Annotated in this window: 17 protein-coding genes and 1 tRNA gene; 8 read left to right on the top strand and 10 right to left on the bottom strand. The window is 49.8% G+C overall.

Translation table 11 applies throughout. The features are described from left to right. Positions 1-13 precede the first annotated feature (13 nt). Entirely contained in the window at positions 14-280 is a 267-nt protein-coding gene (locus Q8O92_05655) for a Txe/YoeB family addiction module toxin (GenBank protein MDP2982796.1), read from the bottom strand. Continuing rightward, positions 274-516, bottom strand: coding sequence for a type II toxin-antitoxin system Phd/YefM family antitoxin (locus tag Q8O92_05650; protein ID MDP2982795.1), 243 nt, complete (start codon positions 514-516; stop codon positions 274-276). The genes Q8O92_05655 and Q8O92_05650 overlap by 7 nt, the downstream gene beginning before the upstream one ends. 161 nt (positions 517-677) lie before the next feature. Between Q8O92_05650 and Q8O92_05645 the strand changes: the two genes are divergently transcribed. The 4 genes from Q8O92_05645 to Q8O92_05630 all read left to right on the top strand — a co-directional run bounded on the left by Q8O92_05645 (position 678) and on the right by Q8O92_05630 (position 8,272). Then, entirely contained in the window at positions 678-938 is a 261-nt protein-coding gene (locus Q8O92_05645; protein MDP2982794.1) for a type II toxin-antitoxin system RelB/DinJ family antitoxin, read from the top strand. Positions 939-1,646: 708 nt separating this feature from the next. Then, positions 1,647-3,590: an AMP-binding protein gene (locus tag Q8O92_05640; GenBank protein ID MDP2982793.1), complete on the top strand. Its 1,944-nt coding sequence runs from the start codon at positions 1,647-1,649 to the stop codon at positions 3,588-3,590. 4 nt (positions 3,591-3,594) lie between these two features. Next, a complete protein-coding gene (locus Q8O92_05635) occupies positions 3,595-6,048 on the top strand; it encodes a phosphate acyltransferase (protein ID MDP2982792.1) in 2,454 nt (817 codons plus the stop codon). A 346-nt stretch (positions 6,049-6,394) separates the two neighbouring features. After that, positions 6,395-8,272, top strand: coding sequence for a GNAT family N-acetyltransferase (locus Q8O92_05630; GenBank protein ID MDP2982791.1), 1,878 nt, complete (start codon positions 6,395-6,397; stop codon positions 8,270-8,272). Between the two features lie 20 nt (positions 8,273-8,292). Here Q8O92_05630 and Q8O92_05625 read toward each other — a convergent pair whose 3' ends face one another. From Q8O92_05625 to Q8O92_05590, 8 genes are all read right to left on the bottom strand, one after another. After that, positions 8,293-9,186 carry a prepilin-type N-terminal cleavage/methylation domain-containing protein gene (locus Q8O92_05625; protein MDP2982790.1) on the bottom strand — a complete coding sequence of 298 codons (894 nt, stop codon included), beginning with the start codon at positions 9,184-9,186 and terminating at the stop codon, positions 8,293-8,295. Between the two features lie 55 nt (positions 9,187-9,241). Beyond that, positions 9,242-9,418 (bottom strand): hypothetical protein, encoded by a 177-nt coding sequence (locus Q8O92_05620; protein ID MDP2982789.1) that lies wholly within the window; start codon positions 9,416-9,418, stop codon positions 9,242-9,244. A gap of 165 nt (positions 9,419-9,583) precedes the next feature. Beyond that, positions 9,584-11,410: a hypothetical protein gene (locus Q8O92_05615; GenBank protein MDP2982788.1), complete on the bottom strand. Its 1,827-nt coding sequence runs from the start codon at positions 11,408-11,410 to the stop codon at positions 9,584-9,586. 14 nt (positions 11,411-11,424) lie between these two features. Further along, positions 11,425-12,339: a prepilin-type N-terminal cleavage/methylation domain-containing protein gene (locus Q8O92_05610; GenBank protein ID MDP2982787.1), complete on the bottom strand. Its 915-nt coding sequence runs from the start codon at positions 12,337-12,339 to the stop codon at positions 11,425-11,427. Beyond that, complete coding sequence (locus tag Q8O92_05605; GenBank protein MDP2982786.1) at positions 12,318-12,728, bottom strand: hypothetical protein; 411 nt, start codon at positions 12,726-12,728, stop codon at positions 12,318-12,320. The genes Q8O92_05610 and Q8O92_05605 overlap by 22 nt, the downstream gene beginning before the upstream one ends. Continuing rightward, positions 12,725-13,210 (bottom strand): prepilin-type N-terminal cleavage/methylation domain-containing protein, encoded by a 486-nt coding sequence (locus Q8O92_05600; GenBank protein MDP2982785.1) that lies wholly within the window; start codon positions 13,208-13,210, stop codon positions 12,725-12,727. The genes Q8O92_05605 and Q8O92_05600 overlap by 4 nt, the downstream gene beginning before the upstream one ends. 593 nt (positions 13,211-13,803) lie before the next feature. Next, positions 13,804-14,619 (bottom strand): carbon-nitrogen hydrolase family protein, encoded by an 816-nt coding sequence (locus tag Q8O92_05595; GenBank protein ID MDP2982784.1) that lies wholly within the window; start codon positions 14,617-14,619, stop codon positions 13,804-13,806. Positions 14,620-15,126: 507 nt separating this feature from the next. Next, positions 15,127-15,204: transfer RNA gene (locus Q8O92_05590), tRNA-Pro, on the bottom strand. Positions 15,205-15,467: 263 nt separating this feature from the next. On the opposite strand from Q8O92_05590, the gene Q8O92_05585 reads away from it, so the two are divergent. The 4 genes from Q8O92_05585 to Q8O92_05570 all read left to right on the top strand — a co-directional run bounded on the left by Q8O92_05585 (position 15,468) and on the right by Q8O92_05570 (position 20,378). After that, on the top strand, positions 15,468-17,165 hold the full coding sequence (locus Q8O92_05585; GenBank protein MDP2982783.1) for a TrkH family potassium uptake protein: 1,698 nt from the start codon (positions 15,468-15,470) through the stop codon (positions 17,163-17,165). A gap of 114 nt (positions 17,166-17,279) precedes the next feature. After that, on the top strand, positions 17,280-17,969 hold the full coding sequence (locus Q8O92_05580) for a TrkA family potassium uptake protein (protein ID MDP2982782.1): 690 nt from the start codon (positions 17,280-17,282) through the stop codon (positions 17,967-17,969). A 2-nt stretch (positions 17,970-17,971) separates the two neighbouring features. After that, the gene (locus Q8O92_05575) at positions 17,972-19,372 is read left to right on the top strand and encodes a HAMP domain-containing protein (protein ID MDP2982781.1); all 1,401 of its coding nucleotides are present in this window, start codon (positions 17,972-17,974) and stop codon (positions 19,370-19,372) included. Next, positions 19,353-20,378 (top strand): 2-hydroxyacyl-CoA dehydratase family protein, encoded by a 1,026-nt coding sequence (locus Q8O92_05570; GenBank protein ID MDP2982780.1) that lies wholly within the window; start codon positions 19,353-19,355, stop codon positions 20,376-20,378. The genes Q8O92_05575 and Q8O92_05570 overlap by 20 nt, the downstream gene beginning before the upstream one ends. Positions 20,379-20,666 lie beyond the last annotated feature (288 nt).

Genomic DNA, 20,666 nt, shown 5'->3' with positions numbered 1-20,666 from the left:
GTTGGCAAAATCTCTACTCGTAATGTGTCCACATACGAATAATTTTTACTATTTTCTGATCATCCAAAACTTGATAAATCAGGCGATGATGAATATTTATTCGCCTTGAATACACTCCTGACAAATCCCCTAAAAGCTTTTCAAAATGAGGGGGTGTTTGAAAAGGATTCGTTTTGATAATCTCAAGGATTTGAATTACCTTTTCTTTTAATCCTGCTGCGGAAATTTTTTTTGCGTCCTTTTGAGCTTGTATAGTATAAACCAGCTTCCACTCTACCATTGAATATCCTCAGAGCATTCGTTTACAGGAGCTTCAAGTCCTTCTTTAATCGATTCTCGCATACCGGGGATTGATAAAAGGTAGAGTGTCTCCTGAATGGCACGCCAATCATCTTCTGAAATCAAAACAGCATTTGAACGTTTGCCCGTAATATAGATAGGCTCTTTACCCGTGGAAACTTCATCGATCAATTTATAGAGATTCGATCTCGCTTTTGTAACAGCAATAGTTTTCATATAAATGATTTCCTCCATGTTTCTCAAATAACGTACGCAATTAAGTACGCCCTGTCAAGGAAAATATTCCATAGGGAGTAATATATTGATTTCCGCATGAATTTTATGTATATTCATTGTACTGACATTGATAGTACAACGATATTTGAAGGAGTAAAATCATGGCTAAAACTGTGACAATTCAAGCGCGTATTGATCCTGATATTAAGAATAAAGCGCAAAATATTTTCAGGAAACTCAACATCTCCATGTCTGAAGCAATCACTCTTTTTCTTACTCAAGTAACTTTAAGAAGAGGTATACCTTTTGATATTAAAATACCCAACGACTTGACTTCTGATACTCTTCACAAATCAGAAGAAGGTAAAGAACTTCATAAAGTCTCTTCAGTTGATCAATTATTTCAGGAGTTAGATCGTTGAATATTTTTTATACCACGCTTTAGCAAATTGACGCAAACTTCGTTACCTGAATGCTCACTGTACATTCGGTCTTCTGAATCAGCGCGCGTGCAATTGACGACTTGGACGGGTCATCTCTTCCGATGAAGGCGTACAGCCAGATGTTCGTATCAATAAAGCAGAAATCGTCATGACTATCTGGCTTATATTTGTTCTCTTTTCAAGGGACTGAAACCTTGCACTCGGACTGGATGTGCGAGCAGGTGGTCAATTAAATTTAATGTGGACTTGGGTGATTCTTCTGCCAACAAGATCACGCGCACGCGAGTTGAGAGTTCCTTGAGATATTTTCGGGGGACTTTAATGATTCCGTCCTTGACTGTAGCTTGGAATTCTATGGCGTTCATGCTCCACCTCATTCAAACATTATTTTGAGACATAATGGGAATACACACATGGTGTGTTTATTTAGGTTTGTTGTGAGTTCAAAAGCGTGGGCTGGTCTGTTCATTTACCCGCTCCTGTGTAAAACGTACCCATCAATAAATGTTAAGCCGGCAACATTCTTGGCATTTTTCAGGCAAGAAGGACTGTCGGAGTAATATAAATGTCTTCCCCCATCCGCCGTTTTCCTTTGCTGTCAAATCCTTGAAATGATTATCTTATGGAAGTATGCGCAACGCATTTTCCATTCTTTTTTTCTCCTTTACTTTTGCCGGGGAGTTTTAGATGGCTCAGGACAGTTCAATCAAAGATATGGTGGAGACCGGGAATCAAGGCCTGTTCCCCGAGAAGTTTCCAGACAGCCTTCAGGAATATCATTTATTTTACCGCCAGTCCATAGAACACCGAGAAGAATTCTGGAGCCGTCAGGCCAACCGTGTTGCCTGGGATGCACCTTTCACGCAGGTGGTTCATGAAAACTTTTCGAATGGCGCCGTTTCCTGGTTTGAAGGGGGTAAACTCAACGCCGCCCGGAATGTGCTGGAAGCCAACCTGAAAAACGGCGCGGCTGCAAAACCGGCGCTCCGGTATTTCACCGGAGATGGCGGTCTTGTGTCCTTGTCCCGGCAGGATTTGGACCGTGAAGTGCGCCTGCTTGCCGCCGCTCTGGAGGCATATGGCATGAAAATGGGCGACAGGGTGGCGCTCTACCTTCCCGATTCACCGGAAACGGTTTTTTTCATGCTGGCCTGTTCCTGTCTTGGGTTGATATGTGTTCCCATACCTGTACGTTATCCGGCGGAAATCACCCGTGAGATCGTTCAGGACAGCGGCGCCCGGATTCTCATCGTTTCTTTTACCCGTACATCACAGTCTTATGAAGCACGGGCGCAGTCTGTAATCGAATCGCTCATGGGAATACCCGTTATCAATACCGGCGACCGTGAGGTGGAGGGAACCATCCCGTATAAGCGGTTTGTTTCGCCGGACACCCTTAAGCCGCTTGAATCCCTGACCAGTGTGACCGCGGAACATCCATTCTTCATTCTTTATGCCAATTCGGCCTCCGGGATACCTCGGGGCTCCGTGTTCGCGACTGGTGGATTCCTGGTTCAGGCCGCCGCTTCCTACGATTATATTTTCCGGCCGACAGGGGAGGGGGCAGATGTGAAAAGTGTGGTGTGCTTGCTTGAACTGGCATCTGCCGCCGGTCAGAGTTACGGTCTCTGGGGGCCGCTGATGAACGGCGCCTGTCTTGTTCTCACCGACGGCGGTCTTCAATCTACGGGCGGCCATGTACTCCGGGTGCTGAAAGAATGTGAATCTCCGGCGCTCCTTACCACTCCCACCCTCCTGTCTGAACTCCGCCGGGAGCTGAATAACGGACCGCTGGACATTGCGCGAAGATTCTCCCTGGTGGCATGCAGCGGAGACGTTTTGAAGCCGCGCCTTATATCATTTGCGACACAGTCCCTTGTTTCGAAGCCGGAGCATGTTCTCAACCTCTGGATACAGAGCGAATGCGGATCGGCCATCATTGCGACCTTTCCGTACAGCGAGCTTGCCCGCTCCGGCGCTCTTGGACTGGCGTTTCCCGGAGTGGAGCCGCTGGTGTATAATTATCTGAGTCAAATATGCCGTCCGAACGAGAGCGGGCATCTTGTTTTCAAATCTTCATGGCCGTCCATGATCCGTACGATCTGGGGGCAGGAAGAGAGGTATCGCCAGCTATATTTCCAGCGTGTGCCCGGCTGCTACAGCACTAATGACGGGATTCGTCTGGACGGCGATGGATTTTACTGGTTCATGGGGCGGCTTGATGACGTTATCAAGGTCCGCGGGCAGTCCCTGGCGACCTCCGAGATCGAGGCCGTTCTCGTTACTCATCCTCTGGTCTCCGAAGCCGCGGTTGTCAGCGTGGAAGGCGATGGGGGAGAGACTCTGGCCGCATTTCTGGTCATGGATCAGGCGATGATCGATGTAAATAGGGAAATTGATAAAAATTCGCTCGAATCTGAGCTTTCACAATCGGTCATCCGGCGTATCGGAGAATTTGCCGCCATTTCACAATACATCATCGCTGAAGAGCTTCCCCGTACTCGCACCGGAAAGATTGTTCGCCGGGTATTACGCAGAATAGCCACCGGCGATATAACGAGCAATGAGGATTTAAGCCATCTCGCAAATCCGGAGTCAGTGGAAGAACTCATCCGGAAAAAAGGATTGTGACACTGTGGATCTGCAGAAAAGAATGATCGAATCCATAGCGGAAATCGGTAAATCACATATCGGTCTCAGCGCCTACGAGCGTCAGCTTGAAACCGCAGGCATGTCCTGGCTTGAAGATGTCACTGCCCGGGCCGGCGACGGGTCAGATGAAGGAATCATTCATGACGCCGAGTCGGAGCTGGCGGCTGTGGTGGAATCTCTCCGTACTCTGGCCGGCTCTCCCGGTATCAATGTGCTTCTTGGGCGAACTTTGAGCTTTTTGGTCAAACTGGAACGCAGCGAGTTCCGTTCCCGGAAGATCATGAAAAGGCTGCTGGATTCTTCGACCGCCGCCCGCGCTTCCGCGGAAGGGAAACAGCTCCTCATTGTCAATCCTGCTACCGGGTCGACCCGGGTCGCCTTTTTCCAGGGAATTGACAAACTCGCCGAGGCCGAACTCCATCTCTCCCCGGACGAACCGAACGGAGTGGACAGCAGGGTTGATTCGGTTGCATCCTGGATGAAACACCATGAGATCGACCTGAAATCGCTGCATGGAATAGCTTGCCGCTGCGGATTCTTTCACCCGGTCCCTTCCGGAACGTACCGTATCGTGCCCGAGATGCTCAAAGACCTGGAAGAGCCCCGCATCGAGCATGCGAGCAACCTTTCGGTGGCCATGGTTATGAAGCTTGCGGAAATGAGCGGGCATAAAGGGGAGCTTCTCCTGACCACCAGCGACCCGGTGGTTTCGGATGAGATCGAAACTGTGGAACGCCTGACCGGTTTCATCAAAATCCGCCGTGACGGCACCGGAGCCCACTACCTGAACCACCGGGCGGTCTGGAAGCTGCTTTCCAGGGAGCTTGGCCGCTCACCGAACGATGTGAATGCCCTGACCGGATATCTTGGACGGGGTTTCTCCATCGCCCTCCACCGTAACGGCCAGGTTACCTCGGTGGCGGATGCGTTCTCCGGCATTCCTTCTACAGGCCGCTGCGGACTGTTGGAACTGCCGCGGCTCCTCGATGCTATCCGAAAGGATGAGATAACATTCAAAGAGCTGGAGGCAGTGACTTTATCACGGGGGGGGCTTCTTTCCCTGGCGGGAACCAATGATTTCCGAGCCCTGGAGGGATTCCGCTTCAAAGGCGCTTCTCCCATCCAGCAGAAAAAGATAGAATTGATCCTCGATTTCTTTGCCCGTCAGATTACCGCCTCTGCACTCAAACTGACAGCCGACGGCAAACCGGTTGATTTTCTTGCATTGACCGGAGGCCTGGCCCGTTCGGAGGAACTTGCGCGCCGGATCGAGTCCAATATTGCGGGAAGATATCCTCTCATATTCGTCCCTGGATCCATCGAACAGGAATCTCTGGCCGCCGGCCTGATTGAAGCCTTTTATGTGCCGGAGTCCCTTAAAAACTATGTGCAGGAACGTGATGCTCTCAAGCAAAAACGAATGGATGAAGGCCGTCTGATCGACACGGTTATCTTCGAACGCAAGGTCATCTACCGCAAGAAAGGCGCACCGATTCTCTCCCTCGATGAACTAATCGACGATACCCGTATTACAGTTAAAGAACATTACATGCCGACCATTGTCATCGTAGGGGCGGATAATGAAGAAGCGATCCTCGCCGCCAAACGGGCCAATGAGGAGGGAAATTTCCGTATCGCCAAATTCAGGCTGCTCGGGGATTTCGCGGCCATCAACCAGATCGCATACGATTTCGACCTGATCATCGACAACGACAACTATTCCATTATCGATACCGAAACCCCGGTGGAAGACGCCCTGAAAATGCTCGAACGGAACGAAGTGCAGATTCTCATGAAAGGATACATGAAAACCGAGGAGATTTTGCGCGGAGTGTTCCAATTCCTCAAACGCACCGGACGGCTGCAACCGGGAGAGCTTATTTCCCATGTCTTTGTCATGGATATACCGGTTCGGAACAAGCTCCTTCTTATCACCGATGCGGCGGTAAATACCTATCCTGACGAAGATAAGCGGGTCAAGATCATAGAGAATGCGCTCAAAGTGGCATTCAATCTGTATATCCGTAAACCCAAGGTGGCTGTGATATCTGCGATCGAGAGCGTTAACCCCAGCATCGAAAGTTCGATTGTGGCGGAAAGAATCGCCAATCGCTTTGCGGGCCGCCAGGACTGCATAGTCGAAGGTCCGCTCTCCTTCGATGTCGCCATGGACCCGGCCATTGCTCATGAGAAACATTTCCAGGGCCAGATACAGGGAAATGCGGATATTCTTATCATGCCGGATATAGATGCGGGGAACGTGCTCTACAAGTCGCTCACCACCCAGTCGGGGGCAACCTGCGCCGGAGTGATTCTCTGCGGGAACATGCCCCTCATTCTTACCTCGCGCGGGGATTCGACGCGTTCGAAGCTGGCCTCGATTTCGCTTGCGGTTAAGCTCTTTTTCAATCTGGGGGAAAAAATATCTGAACCATGATTCGTAGGATTAGAGGATTACCATGATTGATAAATGTCTGAACCATGAGAGCCATTTGCAAAAGTTGAGATTGTTTGACGCAGCCCCCTTCCTGTCCTTCGGACATCCTTCCCCCGGAGGGGGCAGGAACTGACTGTGGAGCAACGACATCCCTTGCCCCCTTCAGGGGGAAAGGGACCGAGGGATAGGGGGCTGTAGTTAAAAACTCGTTTTCTTTTTACGTATAAAACGACTTTTGCAAAAGTCTCAACAATGAATTCAATTGAAAAAAATCACGCTAATCCTGAAATCAGGCAAATCAAGGTTCAGACGATCAAAGCTCAACTTTCAAACAAGAAGCCAAGCTATGGAATGGAAAATCCCAAGACTGCAGAAAATTTACGAAAGCAGAATAAGCTCCGTTGAAAATGCTTTCCGGAAAATCAAAGCGGGGAAACGTATATTCATCGGCACCGGATGCGCGGAGCCGCAATATCTGGTAAACAATATGACCCGCTTTCCCCAGAATTTTTCCGATTCGGAAATTCTGCACTTGATCTCCCTCAATCCCGCTCCTCCCTACACCGATCCCAAATACCGTCACATGTTCCGGCTCAACACCTATTTCATCGGCAGGGCGGCCCGTGAAGCGGTTGTGCGGGGAGACGCGGATTACACACCGATTTTCCTTTCAGAAATTCCCAAACTGATGAATACCGGCAGGCTCCACATCGATGTGGCCCTGGTTCAGGTAACTCCCCCGGATACCTTCGGGAACTGTTCACTGGGGATATCGGTGGAAACGGTCAAGGCTGCGGTGGAAAACGCCGACTATGTCATCGCACAGGTTAACCCCCAGATGCCGCGCACCATGGGCGACAGCTTTGTCAGCGTGGAACATCTGGACACTGTTGTAGAACAATCAGAACCGGTGATGGAATACTTCCCGGAGGAGCCAGACGAGGATGCCGAGCGGATTGGATACTATGTCTCACGGCTCGTTCCGAATGGATCGACCATCCAGGCAGGCATCGGAAAAATCCCCAATGCGGTGCTGAAACATCTCTCGGACAAACGCAATCTCGGGGTACATTCAGAGATGTTCTCGGATGGGATTATCGACCTCTACGAGGCCGGGGTCATCAATAACAGCCAGAAAACCTTTCATCCGGGAAAAGTCGTCGCTGCGTTCTGCATCGGCACCAAACGTCTCTACGATACCATAGACAACAATCCGATGTTTGAATTCTACCCTACCGATTACGTTTCCGATCCCCGTAACATATCCCGGAACGACAACATGGTGGCGATCAACTCGGCTCTCGAGGTTGACCTGACCGGACAGGTTTGTGCAGATTCGCTGGGACACCAGTTTTACTCCGGAATCGGCGGACAGGCGGATTTTATCCGGGGCTCAGCCCTTGCCCGCAGCGGCCGTCCCATAATCGCCTTACCTTCGACCGCCCAAAACGGCACGATCTCCCGTATTGTGCCCTATCTCTCACCGGGAGCGGGAGTGGTGACCACCCGCGGCGATGTCCATTATGTGGTAACTGAATATGGCATCTCATATCTGCACGGGAAAAACATCCGCGAGCGGGCCCTGGCGCTTATCAACATCGCCCATCCCAAGTTCCGCCAATGGCTTCTCTATGAGGCGAAGGATTTACGGTATATTTACCAGGATCAGACGCTGCCGCCGGAAGGAGGGACTCTTTACCCCGAGAAGCTTTCCTGGGCATTCTCCATGCCGGATGGCCGCGAGATAAAATTCCGCCCCATTAAAACCACCGATGAGGAAATATTGCGGCAGTTTTTCTATAATCTCCGTGAAGAGGATATCTACTATCGTTTCATGGCGGCGGTGAAAACCCTTCCTCACAGCAAGGCGCAGCCGCTCGTGGTGCTCGATTACGAGGAAAAATTTGCTATAGCAGGGTATATCGGGGAGGAGCCGGATGAGCAGTTTGTGGGTGTGGCGCGCTGGCTTTTGGACCGTCCCACCAACATGGCCGAGGTGGCGTTCACAGTTCACCCGGACTGGCAGGCCGGCGGAATCGGGTTTTTCATGCTCAGCAGACTGATCGAGATAGCCAGGGAAAAAGGAATCAGTGGTTTCACCGCTGAAGTGTTCGCCTCAAACCGCAAGATGCTCAATGTCTTCCACAAGAGCGGCTTTAACATTCACAGTCAGTTCGAAGGCGGAATTTATTCTCTCTCTTTCCGCTTCGACGAGAAAGCCTGAAAAAACAGGCCGGCAATTCTTTATACAATAACAATATTCCTCGGAATCACAATACTCTTGAGTTCCAGACGCATGTATCCGTCGCCATATACCGGATCGCGATAGTTCCTCAAAGGCTGAGGCGACCGCGCCCGCAGGGTGATCTCTATCTGGCGGATATCATATACTTCAGTGGCTGACACCGTGTTTTGCCATGAGCCGCTCTTCATCTTGAACCGTATTTGAAACCGGTCGATGTCTCCGCCGAGAATCTGTCCCGGATAGGCCTGGGTTTTGGTCATAAGGTTGGGATGCCCCTGCGCATCGGTCTGAATGAAAAAGCTGTAGTGGGATACTACAGTCACCGTACTCCCCGAAGTATAACGATGCTCAAGCTTATTATCATCGTTATAGGGTAGATACTTTGCATGGAACAGATGATCCGACTGAATGGAAGTCACATAAAAAAGCTCAGAAAAAGTACCGTCCGAGATTACAATCAGATCCCCTTCTTCAATGCCATCTGTAGAGCTTACTTTGATTTGGGCGCCTTCGTTTCCCATCGTCTGGGTGGTGTTTACCACAAGAGAGCGGTAGCTCCCCAGCACGATCAGTGAATCTGGAGCGTCCCCAACGCCGTCCTTGTTTTCAATCACCTGCCAGCCGCCGGTTGATTGAACGGCATTCCCGGCCAGTCTGAGATGCTCTGATACATATTGCATAGCCCATCGCAGCTCCTGCTGCATTTCGGCGGTTTGACGGTTTTGATCGAAATTACTTGTCTGAGTGACAAAGAAACTCCAGGCCGAGGTAAGGAGTATGCCGCCGATGGTCATGGAGACAATTAGCTCGATAATGGTCATTCCTTTTTCCGAGGAGCCGGGACGGCTGGCTGAATCGTGATTACGGCTGGCTTGTATCATAAACGGCTCCATGTGCTTTTCCGCTTGGTGACGGAGTATTGTACTCATGTATCATGAGGGATTTTTCTTAAAAAGTATAACAAATACATTTTCGGAAATCCAGATAAGAATGAATACTGGCTATCCCCCATTTTTTATTCGGCGACAGAAATGCCATATCACTTATCTGCTCTTTAGACAAAATCCCCCCGCCGCAATGAGCGGCGACCCCCTTAATAAGGGGGTAAAAGCTGCCTGCCAGCATGATTCCCCCCTTAATAAGGACAGGGGGGATTCGTCCTTCAAGAGGACTTGAACCCGAGAATATTTTCATAAATATATTCTCGTGGAACGATAAGCATCATAAAGAGTTACAAAAAACGGTTTACAAAAGTACGAACCGACGGGGACTTCTCCGAACTAATCTCATTCAATAAGGCTCCCAGGACTTTATTTGGCCGATCAGCGGGGTGAACGGCGGCTGACCTGTGGGAGTAGCCAGATCCGAGTCGAAACTATAAATACGATCCGGAGGCCAGTAACCGTATCGCCGGATCCAGGCGATCTGATCGGCGGTTATTCCAGAATTGTCAAGGTTCGGACACATTATCCCGCCGCAGAGATGGACCACAGAGCCGAATATTTTGAGCTTCTTCTTGGGAGACATGCTCCCCCAGTCTTCAAGGAGATCGTCCATGTTCGCCCTGGGCGCCCCGGCATCGACGAGATTATCGCTCGGACTATTGTCGGGATTCCGGTAATCAGGATCGCTGGATGACGCGCTGTAGGGGTTGTTGAATCCGGCGGCTGTCTTATGATCCCAGTCATCGTACATGGCGTACCCGCCGAAATCCCATATATGATCGTTGTTAACATCAGCCCAGCGGTACTCATCCACAGTGGGGCTGCCATCGACCAGGGCAGCATTAATGGTGTCATTCGCGGCAACCCGCAGGTTCAGTCTGTCGTTGGCTTTGGCATCATCCCAATTGCCGCTCAAGTGATAGATGCGCTGCTTGGTCATTATCGAAGCGCCTTTTTTGACTATTGTATTGAAACTGCCTCTAGTATAAATCGTGGCGTTGCTCGTGAACATCAATTTTGCTGAGAGCAAAGCGGCATTGTTGATGCGTACCGGCGTATTACAATAAATAAGACCGTTGGCAGGCCAATCACCGGCGGCGATCATGGCTTGCACATCGATTTCTTCCACAGTCACATTCCGGTCCTCATTTACATTGAAGAATGTTTTCTGCAAAGCCCAGACCTTTGTTGCGTGAGTAGTGCTGGTAATATGGAGACCGGCATTCAGGTCATAGTATCCGCCTGCGTCGAGATTTTGAACGGGCGGGGGCGATTTATAGGGCACTTTATCCCTGACAACGCCACCCCAGAGAGCATTCGCTCCCACAGTCTTGTCATTCCAGTTAGTGTTCATGGAATCGAAGGCTATACCTTCAGAGCCGCGGGGGCTGCCGGGTTGCATGACCACCCAGATACCTGAATCCTGGGCATTCTTGGTGATCTGCGCCGTGCCTCCGGTAGAGCCGTCCGGCCTGCCCCAGGCATCACGGCTTCTGATGATAAAACCTGTGGCGGTGAGCGCAGAGGTATTGACATTCAATGTAGTTCCTGAGCCTGGTTTTATGAACATGTTTCCGTTGGCATGCACCTTTCCTTTGATTTCCTCGGAAGAATCAATTGCAAATTCTCCCAGGTCCCTGGCCGCGAAATAGGAAAACTGAAACATAGTTTCGATCTCTCCCCTGGCCCGTATGCGGCGGTGGATAGTGCCATACCACCCTTCGGATTCAATGACAAAGGCAAATCCGTTCACATAATAAACCCGGAACTTGAAACCGTGAGGCTTATCGGTATCCCAGAGGGGGTTATAGGTTTTCGAAGAGTCCCATTCCCATTTGAAATCTCCGTTTGTCTCCACAGAGTAATTTGCCAGAGTGGTTGTCAGGAGCGAGTCTCCGGCCTGTTTGGCTGCTTTGTTCCAGGTATGAGTAGTTTTCAGGAATCCGGAAGTTATGAACTCCCGATAGGCGACTTTTGTCCCGATTTCCCCCATATTCATAGCCTGGGTACTGGCCTCGAAATTCCTTGTCAGCGCCATATTGGTTCCGATCGTAGTCAGCACACCCACTCCAAACACGGTGAGGGTCATGAGAATTGCGAGAACAAGGATAAGCGCAAATCCATTCTCTCCCCGATTTCCCGTTTCTTCGGACAGTTCTTTTGCCATATTCATATTTTCTCGCCCGTTCAAATAACAATAAGGTTTTTGGGAATAACCATGCTCTTCAACTCGACCCGTTTATATGCATCGCCATACACCGGATCGAGATAGTTCCTCAATGGCTGAGGCGACCGTGCACGCAAGGTGATTTCTATCTGGCGGATATCATACACTTCGCTGGCTGCGACCGTGTTTTGCCATGAGCCGCTTTTCATTTTGAACCGTATCTGGAAATTTTCAATGTCCCCGCCCAGGATCTGCGGAGGATAGGCCTGGGTTTTGACCATCAGGTTGGGATGACCCTGATCGTCGGTTCTAATAAAAAAGCTGTAATAGGAAACTGATGTGATGGTGCTTCCTCCCGTATAGCTGTGGAGGAGTTTGTTGGTGTCATTCCAGGGCGGGGATGCCCCATGGTAAAGATGATCCCCCTGAATGTTCGTCACCATAAACAGCTCCGAAAAAGTGCCGTCCGAGATCACAATCAGGTCACCCTCATTGATACCTTCCACCGAGCTGCACTTGATCTGGGATCCCTCGTTGCCCATAGTCTGCGTGGTATTAACCACGAGTGAGCGGTAGCTACCCAGCACAGAAAGTGAATCCGATGCATTGCCTGAGCCGTCGAAATTCTCGATCACCTGCCACCCGCTGGTTGACGGGGCGGCATTCCCGGCCAGTCTTAAGTGATCGGACACGTATTGCATCGCCCACCGCAGCTCCTGCTGCATTTCGGCGGTTTGACGATTCTCATTGAGGCTGTTCGTCTGCGTGGAGAAGAACCCGAATGTCAACGTGATAAGGATAATTCCGATTGTCATGGAGACAAGAAGCTCCACAAGGGTCATCCCTTTTTCGCCGGTTTTATCCGCAGGATTTTGGGAAAATGAGCAGACAAGAGGACTCATGGTCACACCTTTCAGTTGCTCTGGTCGATGCATATTGCTGTCAGGGTCACGGTCATGGTATCGCCCTCTGCGCTTTTCCATTGCACTGTGGAAGTGATCTGTTTCGAACGGGGAATGGGCTGCACATCCTGAATCGTCCAAAATTGATAGAATACCCCGCTGGAATCTCCGGTTGCATTCACCGGATTCAATGAATTGGAATAACTTCCGGCGGTGAGATTAGGACTCTCGTAGCCGTCATTCAGGAGCTCCTCGATCTTGTTCTGGGACAGAATGACCGCCTGTGTATGCCTCTGACCGTAAAAATTCTTGCTCACAAGCCCGGAGACAATGGAGCCGATTATCCCAAGGCCGATGATGAGAATGAGAGAAGCCATTATAATTTCGACTAAAGTAAAACCTTTCTGGCTCTTCGCTTTCACTTGTTAGTCTCCCGGATTCTTCCCGAAATGAAGGTGACCTCCACTTTCGTTGAATCTATCGTTCCATTGGTGATCACTACGGTTCCGGTCATATTTCCCGTTGCAAGGCATGATTTGTCAAGCTGACCGTATTCGTTGAAAATCGCAAGCTGGTTTATAAAGGTATTCGAGCCGAAGGCAACTCCTTTTTCCAGTCTATAGAGGGATCCTTTGATCTGGGGAGTAGTTTTCGGATCGCTTGCCACGTAAAAAGTCCCGTCAATATTGAACTTGACCCCGTATGGCGCCCCGTCATTGACCGCCTTCATCCGCGCCAGGTAAAGGGATGAAGTGACCGAGGTAGTGCTGGCGCGCAGTTTGTCCTTTTTGAAAAGCTGACTGATATTGGGGACCGCGAGTGTGGCCAGTATTCCGAGAATGACCATGACGATCAGGATCTCGACCATGGTGAATCCACGCTCATTGCCGAATTTTACAGCCACCGGGTGCTCCTTTTTGTTGGTAATAAAGCATCTGCCTGCAGGAAAAAATGTGATATATGTTACAAAATGATAAAAAAAGTATCAAAAACTTCAGCCGATTTTGCTGCCCCACGATTTTTTTATGACGAGCGGTATGAAGCGTGCGGATTATATTCCGCCGTTCAAGTATTTATGTTTTCAGACGGTTAGTGAATAATCAAAGGTTTTTCGGCATACACCGAACCAGGATTGCCGTCAGTCGGGGTCAGGATTTCCAACAAGTATAGGCGCAAGAAATATGCCAACATATTGTTTTTAACTGGCCATTCCACATTTTTTATTCGGCGATAGACATGCCATATCACTTATCTTCTCTTTAAACAAAATCCCCCCGCCACATAAAGCGGCGACCCCCTTATTTAGGGGGTAAAAGCTGCCTGCCAACATGATTCCCCCCTTAAAAAGGGGGGATGTCCGAAGCACAGGGGGGATTCGTCCTTCAAGAGGACTTGAACCCAAGAATATTTTCATAAATATTTTCTCGTGGAACGATAAGCATTATAAAGAGTAAAAATTGATTCAAATATCTGGGGGATGGCCAGTATTGTTTTTTTTTAAAAATCCAGAAACTTCCCATAAAGGTCGGCCCGTCGGTCTTCCCAGTAAGGCGCAATCTTTTTCCATTCATCCAGCCGGGCGAAATCGGTGGTTACCAGAAGAGTTCCTTCCGCATCGCCAAGCTTGTCGGCCAGGGTTCCCCAGGGGGTTCCCACGCAGGAATTGGCGAGGAAATAAAGGAACTGATCGTTGCCGCATCGGTTGCAGCTCGGTATGTAGACCTGGTTCTCCCATGCTCTGACCCGGACAAAGGAATTATAAAGGTTCGAATCCCAGCCGAATTTGTCGCAATCTTCGGTGGTCACCATGCCGGTGGAATGCGTGATGATTCCGGCGCCCGCGGCGGCCAGGGCGCGGAACAATTCCGGATACATGATATCATAGCAGATCGTACTGCCGATTTTACCGAATTCGGTATCGAAGAGGCAGAGATCGTTGCCTCTTTCGAATGTCTGGTTCTCGGAGAGCCAGAGGTGCATCTTGCGGTAGCAGGCAACCAGATTCCCTTTCGGTCCAAGCACGGCGAGCGAATTGTGCAGGTTAGCGCCGTCCTTTTCCGGAAGTCCGAATATTACATAGGCATTCGCTTTTCTGGCAGCCGCCCCTACCGCTTCGGTGGCCGGTCCAGGTATGGTCTGTGCGAGTTCAAGATACTCCCCCCTTGAGAAAAGGAAAGCTGAAAGGCCCATCTCGCAGGATACCATGAGATTGGCGCCCTCTTTGGCGGCGCCCTCTATACGGCTGATGATCTTGTTAAGATTTCCCTCGATGTCTTTCTGATTCGAGTCCATCTGTAGTAGAGCGATTTTCATGTTTTTCACGGCTTTCCTCCGGTTTTTTCTTATCCTTGGTTGCTCATGAAGCATGATGGTTTATGGAAAAGAATACGTAAACTATCCTCTTTTTGCAATGGTATTTTAAAAACTGGCCATCCCCCATTTTTTATTCGGCGACATTTATCTGCTCTAAAGACAAAATCCCCCCGCCGCATAAAGCGGCGACCCCCTTATTAAGGGGGTTTAGGCTGCCTGCCAATATGATTCCCCCCTTAACAAGGGGGGATGTCCAAAGGACAGGGGGGATCAGTCCTTCAAGAAGACATGCAACTATCCGATAATACTTTCATATAAAATTATTCTTAATAAGGAGTTACAAACATTAGTACAAAAATTCTGGGGGATATCCAGTATTTTAAAAACGTCCGGAGGATTGAATGGGATCCAATCGGCATAACATTATGCTGAATCGAGGAGAGATGCCTGAGACGAGTTCGGCATGACATCGCTGAAGGCATGATAAAGAGGGTCCTTATCCTTTCATGGTCGGGGTGCTCGGATTTGAACCGAGGGCCTCATGCTCCCAAAGCACGCGCGCTAGCCGAACTGCGCTACACCCCGGCTGGACAGGGGTTAATTTATGAAAAAAATCGGTTCCAGTCAAGGCGATTCGCCATAGAGCGCCGTACCAATATCACCGTGTATGTGAAAGGTGCTTGACCTGTAGCCCCGGATTCTCTATCATACAGCATTCTTTATACTGAATCAAAAGTAAGTGCACTGGCCGGGGAAGATAGATGCCGAACCAGGTTCGGCATGACACGTGTCATCCTGAACTCGTTTCAGGATCTTTTCCGGCTGAATCCCGTTGAGGACACCTCTTTATGCCCGCACATGTTACCAGCCGTATCCTTGCCCATCTCTATTCCCTTCTCGCTGTACTGTCGTTTCTCGGCGTTATCGATACAGTCCTGGTGCGGGGCTTCATGTTCCCTGAAACCAGTATCCTCCAGATTATAACCCGCACAGGATACAGCGCTGTCATCGTTCTCTACATAATCTGGACTGCCGGCAGCTTTGTGAAATCGGGATGGAATGTGCGAAAAATGTTCCCGGACATTTTCCTGTCGCTCATTCTCCTGGGAATGGTTTTCCCGGTTTATATAGGAGGGAGCATCGTTTCTTTCCGGATAATGCTCTCTCTCATGACCGCTTTTTTCCGCACCACCGGCTTAACCACACTGCTCGAAATAATCCGGATCAATCCTGCCAGGCTCCTGCTCCTCTCATTTTTCGGCGGCATTATGGCCGGAACCCTGCTCCTCATGCTTCCCGCCTCGACCGCCGATCATCAGGGGGCGAGTTTTGTAGACGCCTTCTTTACATCCTCTTCGGCGCTCTGCGTGACCGGTCTTGTGGTGAAAGATACCGGCACGTACTTTTCAGGTTTTGGCCAGGCGGTTATCCTTATTCTTATTCAAACAGGCGGTTTGGGGATCATGACCCTGTCCACACTGTATACCATACTTCTGGGCAGAAGGCTGGGGTGGAAACAGGAAGAACACATGCGTGAAATCATGGAATCCGCCACAGCTCCTCAGATGTACCGCCTGATAGTCAATATTGTCAGCGTCACGCTTTTCTTTGAATTTCTCGGCGGTATTATTCTCTACTTCCACTGGCTTCCCGGCATGGGCTCCTTCCAGGCTACCTGGAACGCGGTATTTCACTGTATTTCGGCATTCTGCAACGCAGGTTTCAGCCTTTTCCCGGACAATCTCATGGGATCGGTGGGGGATTTCACGGTTAATTCAGTTATCATGATTCTTGTTGTTTTTGGCGGGCTCGGTTTCATCGTCATTGATGATATCCTTGCGAATACCCGCAGGTTCAACCCTTTAACCATACGCTGGTCGCGGCTCAAAGTGCATACCAGGCTGGTAATCATCACTACCCTCATACTGATTGTCGCCGGCACATTGACCCTGTTCTTTTTTGAGTTTGACAACACCATGCTGCACCTTTCAACACTGGACAAACTTCAGGCTGCCCTGTTTCAGTCCATCACCTGCCGTACCGCCGGGTACAATACACTTGACATTGCCGCTTTTCAGGATGTAAGTCTGTTTATCTGCATCTTGCTCATGTTCATAGGGGGTTCTCCCGCTTCAACCGCCGGCGGTATTAAAACATCCACCCTTGCCGTTCTGGTCCTTTCTGTACGAACTCTCCTGCATGCCCGTGACAAGGTGGAGGTGTATAATCGCTCCATTCCCAACCAGACCATCTATAAATCCATTGCCATCCTTCTCTTCTCAACCTCTTTCATCATCATTTTCACCAGCATTCTTTTGGTGACCCAGAAAGGCGAGTTCCTGAGAATCATCTTTGAGGCCGTTTCCGCCATCGGCACTGTCGGGCTTACCGCAGGTATGACCCCGCATCTGGATTCGACAGGGAAATTGCTTATCGGTATTCTCATGTATGTAGGGAGGGTGGGACCGCTGACTATTGCTCTCGCTCTCGGAGAACCTCGTAAAGTAACAGTGGAATTCCCCTCCACGAGAATTGTGGTTGGGTAAGTGAAAGGAATATGTTATACTCCATTTTTATATTTTTAATTGTTCCACTATGTATTATTTTACAATACTATACCAGAGTTTAGAAGGTTTGTGAAAAAGTCGGAAAGGTAAACGATGAAGCGTTTCCTCGTAGTGGGATTGGGTCTATTCGGTGCTGAACTGGCCAGAACCTTGCATGCGAAGGGGGCAGAAGTCATAGGTATTGACAGCAACATGGAAATTATCGAGAGTATGAAAGACGAACTTACCAGCGCGGTGAATGTGGACTGTACGAATGAGGAAGCGCTGCGTGGTTTGAATCTCGAAAACATCGATGCCGCCATTGTTGCTATCGGAGAGGACCGTGAGGTCAGCATTCTTGCCACTGCCATTCTCAAGGATCTGGGGATTGAAAATATAATCGCGCGCCGGAAAGGAGATATACACCGCAAGATACTGGAAAAGGTGGGCGCCACTCGTATTATCTCCCCGGAAATAAACATTGCAGACCAGCTTGCACGCAATCTCATTTCTCCCGGACTCCTTGAGCACATTGCCCTTCCGGACGGTCATACCATATTCCAGGTAGAAGCGCGTTCGGAATTCTATAACAAGACACTTATCGAGCTTGATTTCCGCAGGAATTTCGGTCTTCTGGTGGTAGGTATACAGAGGAAAATTACCAACATTTCCGAAAATGGTGAAGTGTATTATGAAACACAAACCATCAGCCTTCCTTCAGCCACAGAACCGATCAAACCGGATGATATTCTGGTGTTGGTGGGCATGCAGAAAGACATAGAGAAATTTCTGGCGGAGGAGTGAACATGGCGGATGCTCGGGGAAAAGATAAACTTATTGGATGGATCAAGACTTCCCTGGGACATTTTTCCATCCGGGGAAGAATTGCCCTTGCCATCCTTTTAACCTTTGTTCTGGTCCTTCCCGCGGTATCTCTCTCCCTTATCTACCTGACTAATCTCATTTCCAGTATGACAGTTATTACCGAGCAGGATGTACGGCTGGGGAGGATGGCGAACGACCTGTCCTTCACCATGATCGATATGCAGCGCTATGAAAAGAATTACCGGATTTTCGGAAGCAAAGTCGAGCATGACACTATTCAGCATTTGATCGCTTATTCCGATTCGGTAATCCAGGGCGCCCTGAAAATCGCGCCCGAATCCGAAAAGGGGATATTCAACGAAATAACCCAAAAGCTCTCCGATTATCAGAGCAGCTTCAAAATGCTCACTGTGCAAATTTCCGAAAATCCGCCGGAGAAAAGAATTGAAGGAATTCGAATACGGCTCAATCAGGATTTCGGCGATTTTGAAACTCGATACCGGAAAATTCAATCAGAGCTCGGGCAGATGACTCAATCCGTGGCAAGGGATTCTGTTCTCGCTGAGGCCGCCAGATTCATCGACGTGTTCTCCATTAACCAGATCGTAAATTTCAATACTACTGCCGGTGTGCCGATAGAAGCTTCCTTCATTCAGATCAGTCTGGACAAGGCCCGCCAGGAATTTCTGGAAAAAGCGCATCAGCTTGAAGCGATCAACTGGTCGAACATGCAGATTCACAAGGAAGACAGCCTCAAAGTTGAAGCTCGGGCAAAACGGAACATTATTTCCATTCTTCTTTTGACCGGCATTATCTGCTTCTTCATGATTGTCATGCTGCCGGTATACATCGTCCGGCCCATTACCAGCCTGAGCGCCATGCTCCGCAGATCGCCGGAGGGAGATTTCGAAATACCCGCCATCATCAAATCCCACGATGAGATTGGAGAGCTTGCCGCCAGTTATACCGGGGTGATCGAGCGGCTGCGTCAGCACGATGATCTGAAAACCAAAAAAATCGCCTCTCAAAAACGGTTTATAGACCGCCTCCTGGAAAACCTCACCGTTCCGGTTTGTATCCTGACGAAAAATCTGACCGCACCGTATTACAACGCGCTATTCGCAAATCTCTTCGGGGCTTCTGTTTTTTCGAAAGCTCCCGAGGGCGGCCTCGATATCACCCATATTCCGGAGATGCACGAGTTCACCGAGGAAGTACGAAAACGGAGCGTCCAGCCGAGCAATGAGTTCACCTTTTCCGTCACCGTTCCGAATGGGAATCAGGTCAATTTCAAAGGGCGCCTTGTGCGCAACAGCGTCATGAATCTGGAATCTATTGTCATAGTCGGGGCTTCAGACAAGAATGGAAAGGATAAAACATAGATGTTCGCGTGTTTCCCGCATCGGTATTACCACAACCGTTCCCTCTGAGGTCATCTGGGCGGCCGGCATGATACCGGTCGATCTCAATAACCTGTTTATCACTTCCGGCCACCGCGACCGGTACATCAAAGCTGCTGAACATGAAGGGTATCCCCGTAATATCTGCGGGTGGATCAAGGGAATCTACGGTACTCTCGCCGTGGATGCCGGCATCGATACCGTCATCGGGGTAACTCAGGGCGACTGCTCCAATACCCATGCCCTCATGGAAACCCTCCGGCTCAGAAATATCCGCACCATTCCCTTTGCCTACCCCTATGACCGCGATCCGGAAACTCTCTGCCGTGAAATCGGCCGTCTGGCCTCCGAGTTGGGGACCACCATACCTGACGCCGAAGAAGTATGCGCCGCTTTGGAGCCGCTGCGCCGGAAACTCGACCGTTTGGATGAAATGACCTGGAAAGAAAACCGTATTCGCGGGCAGGAAAACCATTTCTGGCTTGTTTCCTCCAGCGATTTCAACGGCGACCGGCAGGAATATGAGGCGAAACTCGACTGTTTCCTGGCCGAAGCGTCAGGCCGCATCCCTTTCTGTGAACCGGTGCGGCTGGCTTTTATAGGAGTTCCTCCCATACTTGACGACTTCTATGATGTTGCGGAGGAGTACGGAGCGCGGTTCGTGTTCAACGAAGTGCAGCGGCAGTTCTCCATGCCGGACAGGAAAGGCGGGCTTGTCCATCAGTACCGGGCATATACGTACCCCTATGATATCTTCCACCGCCTTTCCTTTATCCTTCCCGAGCTGGAACTTCGCGGAGTTCATGGGGTCATTCATTATGTCCAGAGCTTCTGCCACCGTCAGATCGAGGATTTGATCCTTCGGAAAAAGATCCCGCTCCCGGTGCTTACTATCGAGGGGGATCAGCCGGGGAGGGTGGATGAGCGTACCAGGATTCGTCTCCAGGCCTTTGTGGAGCTCCTGGGGGACAGGATAAAAAAACAATGATGAAGGATGAACTGGTCATCCCCCATTTTTTATTCGGCGATAGACATGCCATATCACTTATCTGCTCTTTAGACAAAATCCTCCCGCCGCATAAAGCGGCGACCCCCTTGTTAAGGGGGTAAAAGCTGCCTGCCAACATGATTCCCCCCTTAATAAGGGGGGATGTCCGAAGGACAGGGGGGATTCGTTCTTCAAGAGGACTTGAACCCAAGAATATTTTCATAATTATATTCTCGTGGAACGATAAGCATCATATAGTGTTACAAAATATTGATTCAAATATCTGGG

Origin of the sequence: Candidatus Latescibacter sp. (assembly GCA_030692375.1) — a bacterium.
Taxonomy (GTDB): domain Bacteria; phylum Latescibacterota; class Latescibacteria; order Latescibacterales; family Latescibacteraceae; genus JAUYCD01.
The sequence above is the reverse complement of the archived record's forward strand: the minus strand, read 5'-3'. Positions and strand labels throughout refer to the sequence as shown.

What these genes read in the sequence shown, in the direction of transcription:
- Q8O92_05650 (MDP2982795.1), bottom strand. Translation starts at nt 516, where the DNA reads ATGAAAACTATTGCTGTTACAAAAGCGAGATCGAATCTCTATAAATTG.
- Q8O92_05620 (MDP2982789.1), bottom strand. Translation starts at nt 9,418, where the DNA reads ATGCTGGCAGGCAGCTTTTACCCCCTTATTAAGGGGGTCGCCGCTCAT.
- Q8O92_05625 (MDP2982790.1), bottom strand. Translation starts at nt 9,186, where the DNA reads ATGGAGCCGTTTATGATACAAGCCAGCCGTAATCACGATTCAGCCAGC.
- Q8O92_05655 (MDP2982796.1), bottom strand. Translation starts at nt 280, where the DNA reads ATGGTAGAGTGGAAGCTGGTTTATACTATACAAGCTCAAAAGGACGCA.
- Q8O92_05585 (MDP2982783.1), top strand. Translation starts at nt 15,468, where the DNA reads ATGCCCGCACATGTTACCAGCCGTATCCTTGCCCATCTCTATTCCCTT.
- Q8O92_05645 (MDP2982794.1), top strand. Translation starts at nt 678, where the DNA reads ATGGCTAAAACTGTGACAATTCAAGCGCGTATTGATCCTGATATTAAG.
- Q8O92_05630 (MDP2982791.1), top strand. Translation starts at nt 6,395, where the DNA reads ATGGAATGGAAAATCCCAAGACTGCAGAAAATTTACGAAAGCAGAATA.
- Q8O92_05570 (MDP2982780.1), top strand. Translation starts at nt 19,353, where the DNA reads ATGGAAAGGATAAAACATAGATGTTCGCGTGTTTCCCGCATCGGTATT.
- Q8O92_05595 (MDP2982784.1), bottom strand. Translation starts at nt 14,619, where the DNA reads ATGAAAATCGCTCTACTACAGATGGACTCGAATCAGAAAGACATCGAG.
- Q8O92_05615 (MDP2982788.1), bottom strand. Translation starts at nt 11,410, where the DNA reads ATGAATATGGCAAAAGAACTGTCCGAAGAAACGGGAAATCGGGGAGAG.
- Q8O92_05580 (MDP2982782.1), top strand. Translation starts at nt 17,280, where the DNA reads ATGAAGCGTTTCCTCGTAGTGGGATTGGGTCTATTCGGTGCTGAACTG.
- Q8O92_05610 (MDP2982787.1), bottom strand. Translation starts at nt 12,339, where the DNA reads ATGCATCGACCAGAGCAACTGAAAGGTGTGACCATGAGTCCTCTTGTC.
- Q8O92_05575 (MDP2982781.1), top strand. Translation starts at nt 17,972, where the DNA reads ATGGCGGATGCTCGGGGAAAAGATAAACTTATTGGATGGATCAAGACT.
- Q8O92_05640 (MDP2982793.1), top strand. Translation starts at nt 1,647, where the DNA reads ATGGCTCAGGACAGTTCAATCAAAGATATGGTGGAGACCGGGAATCAA.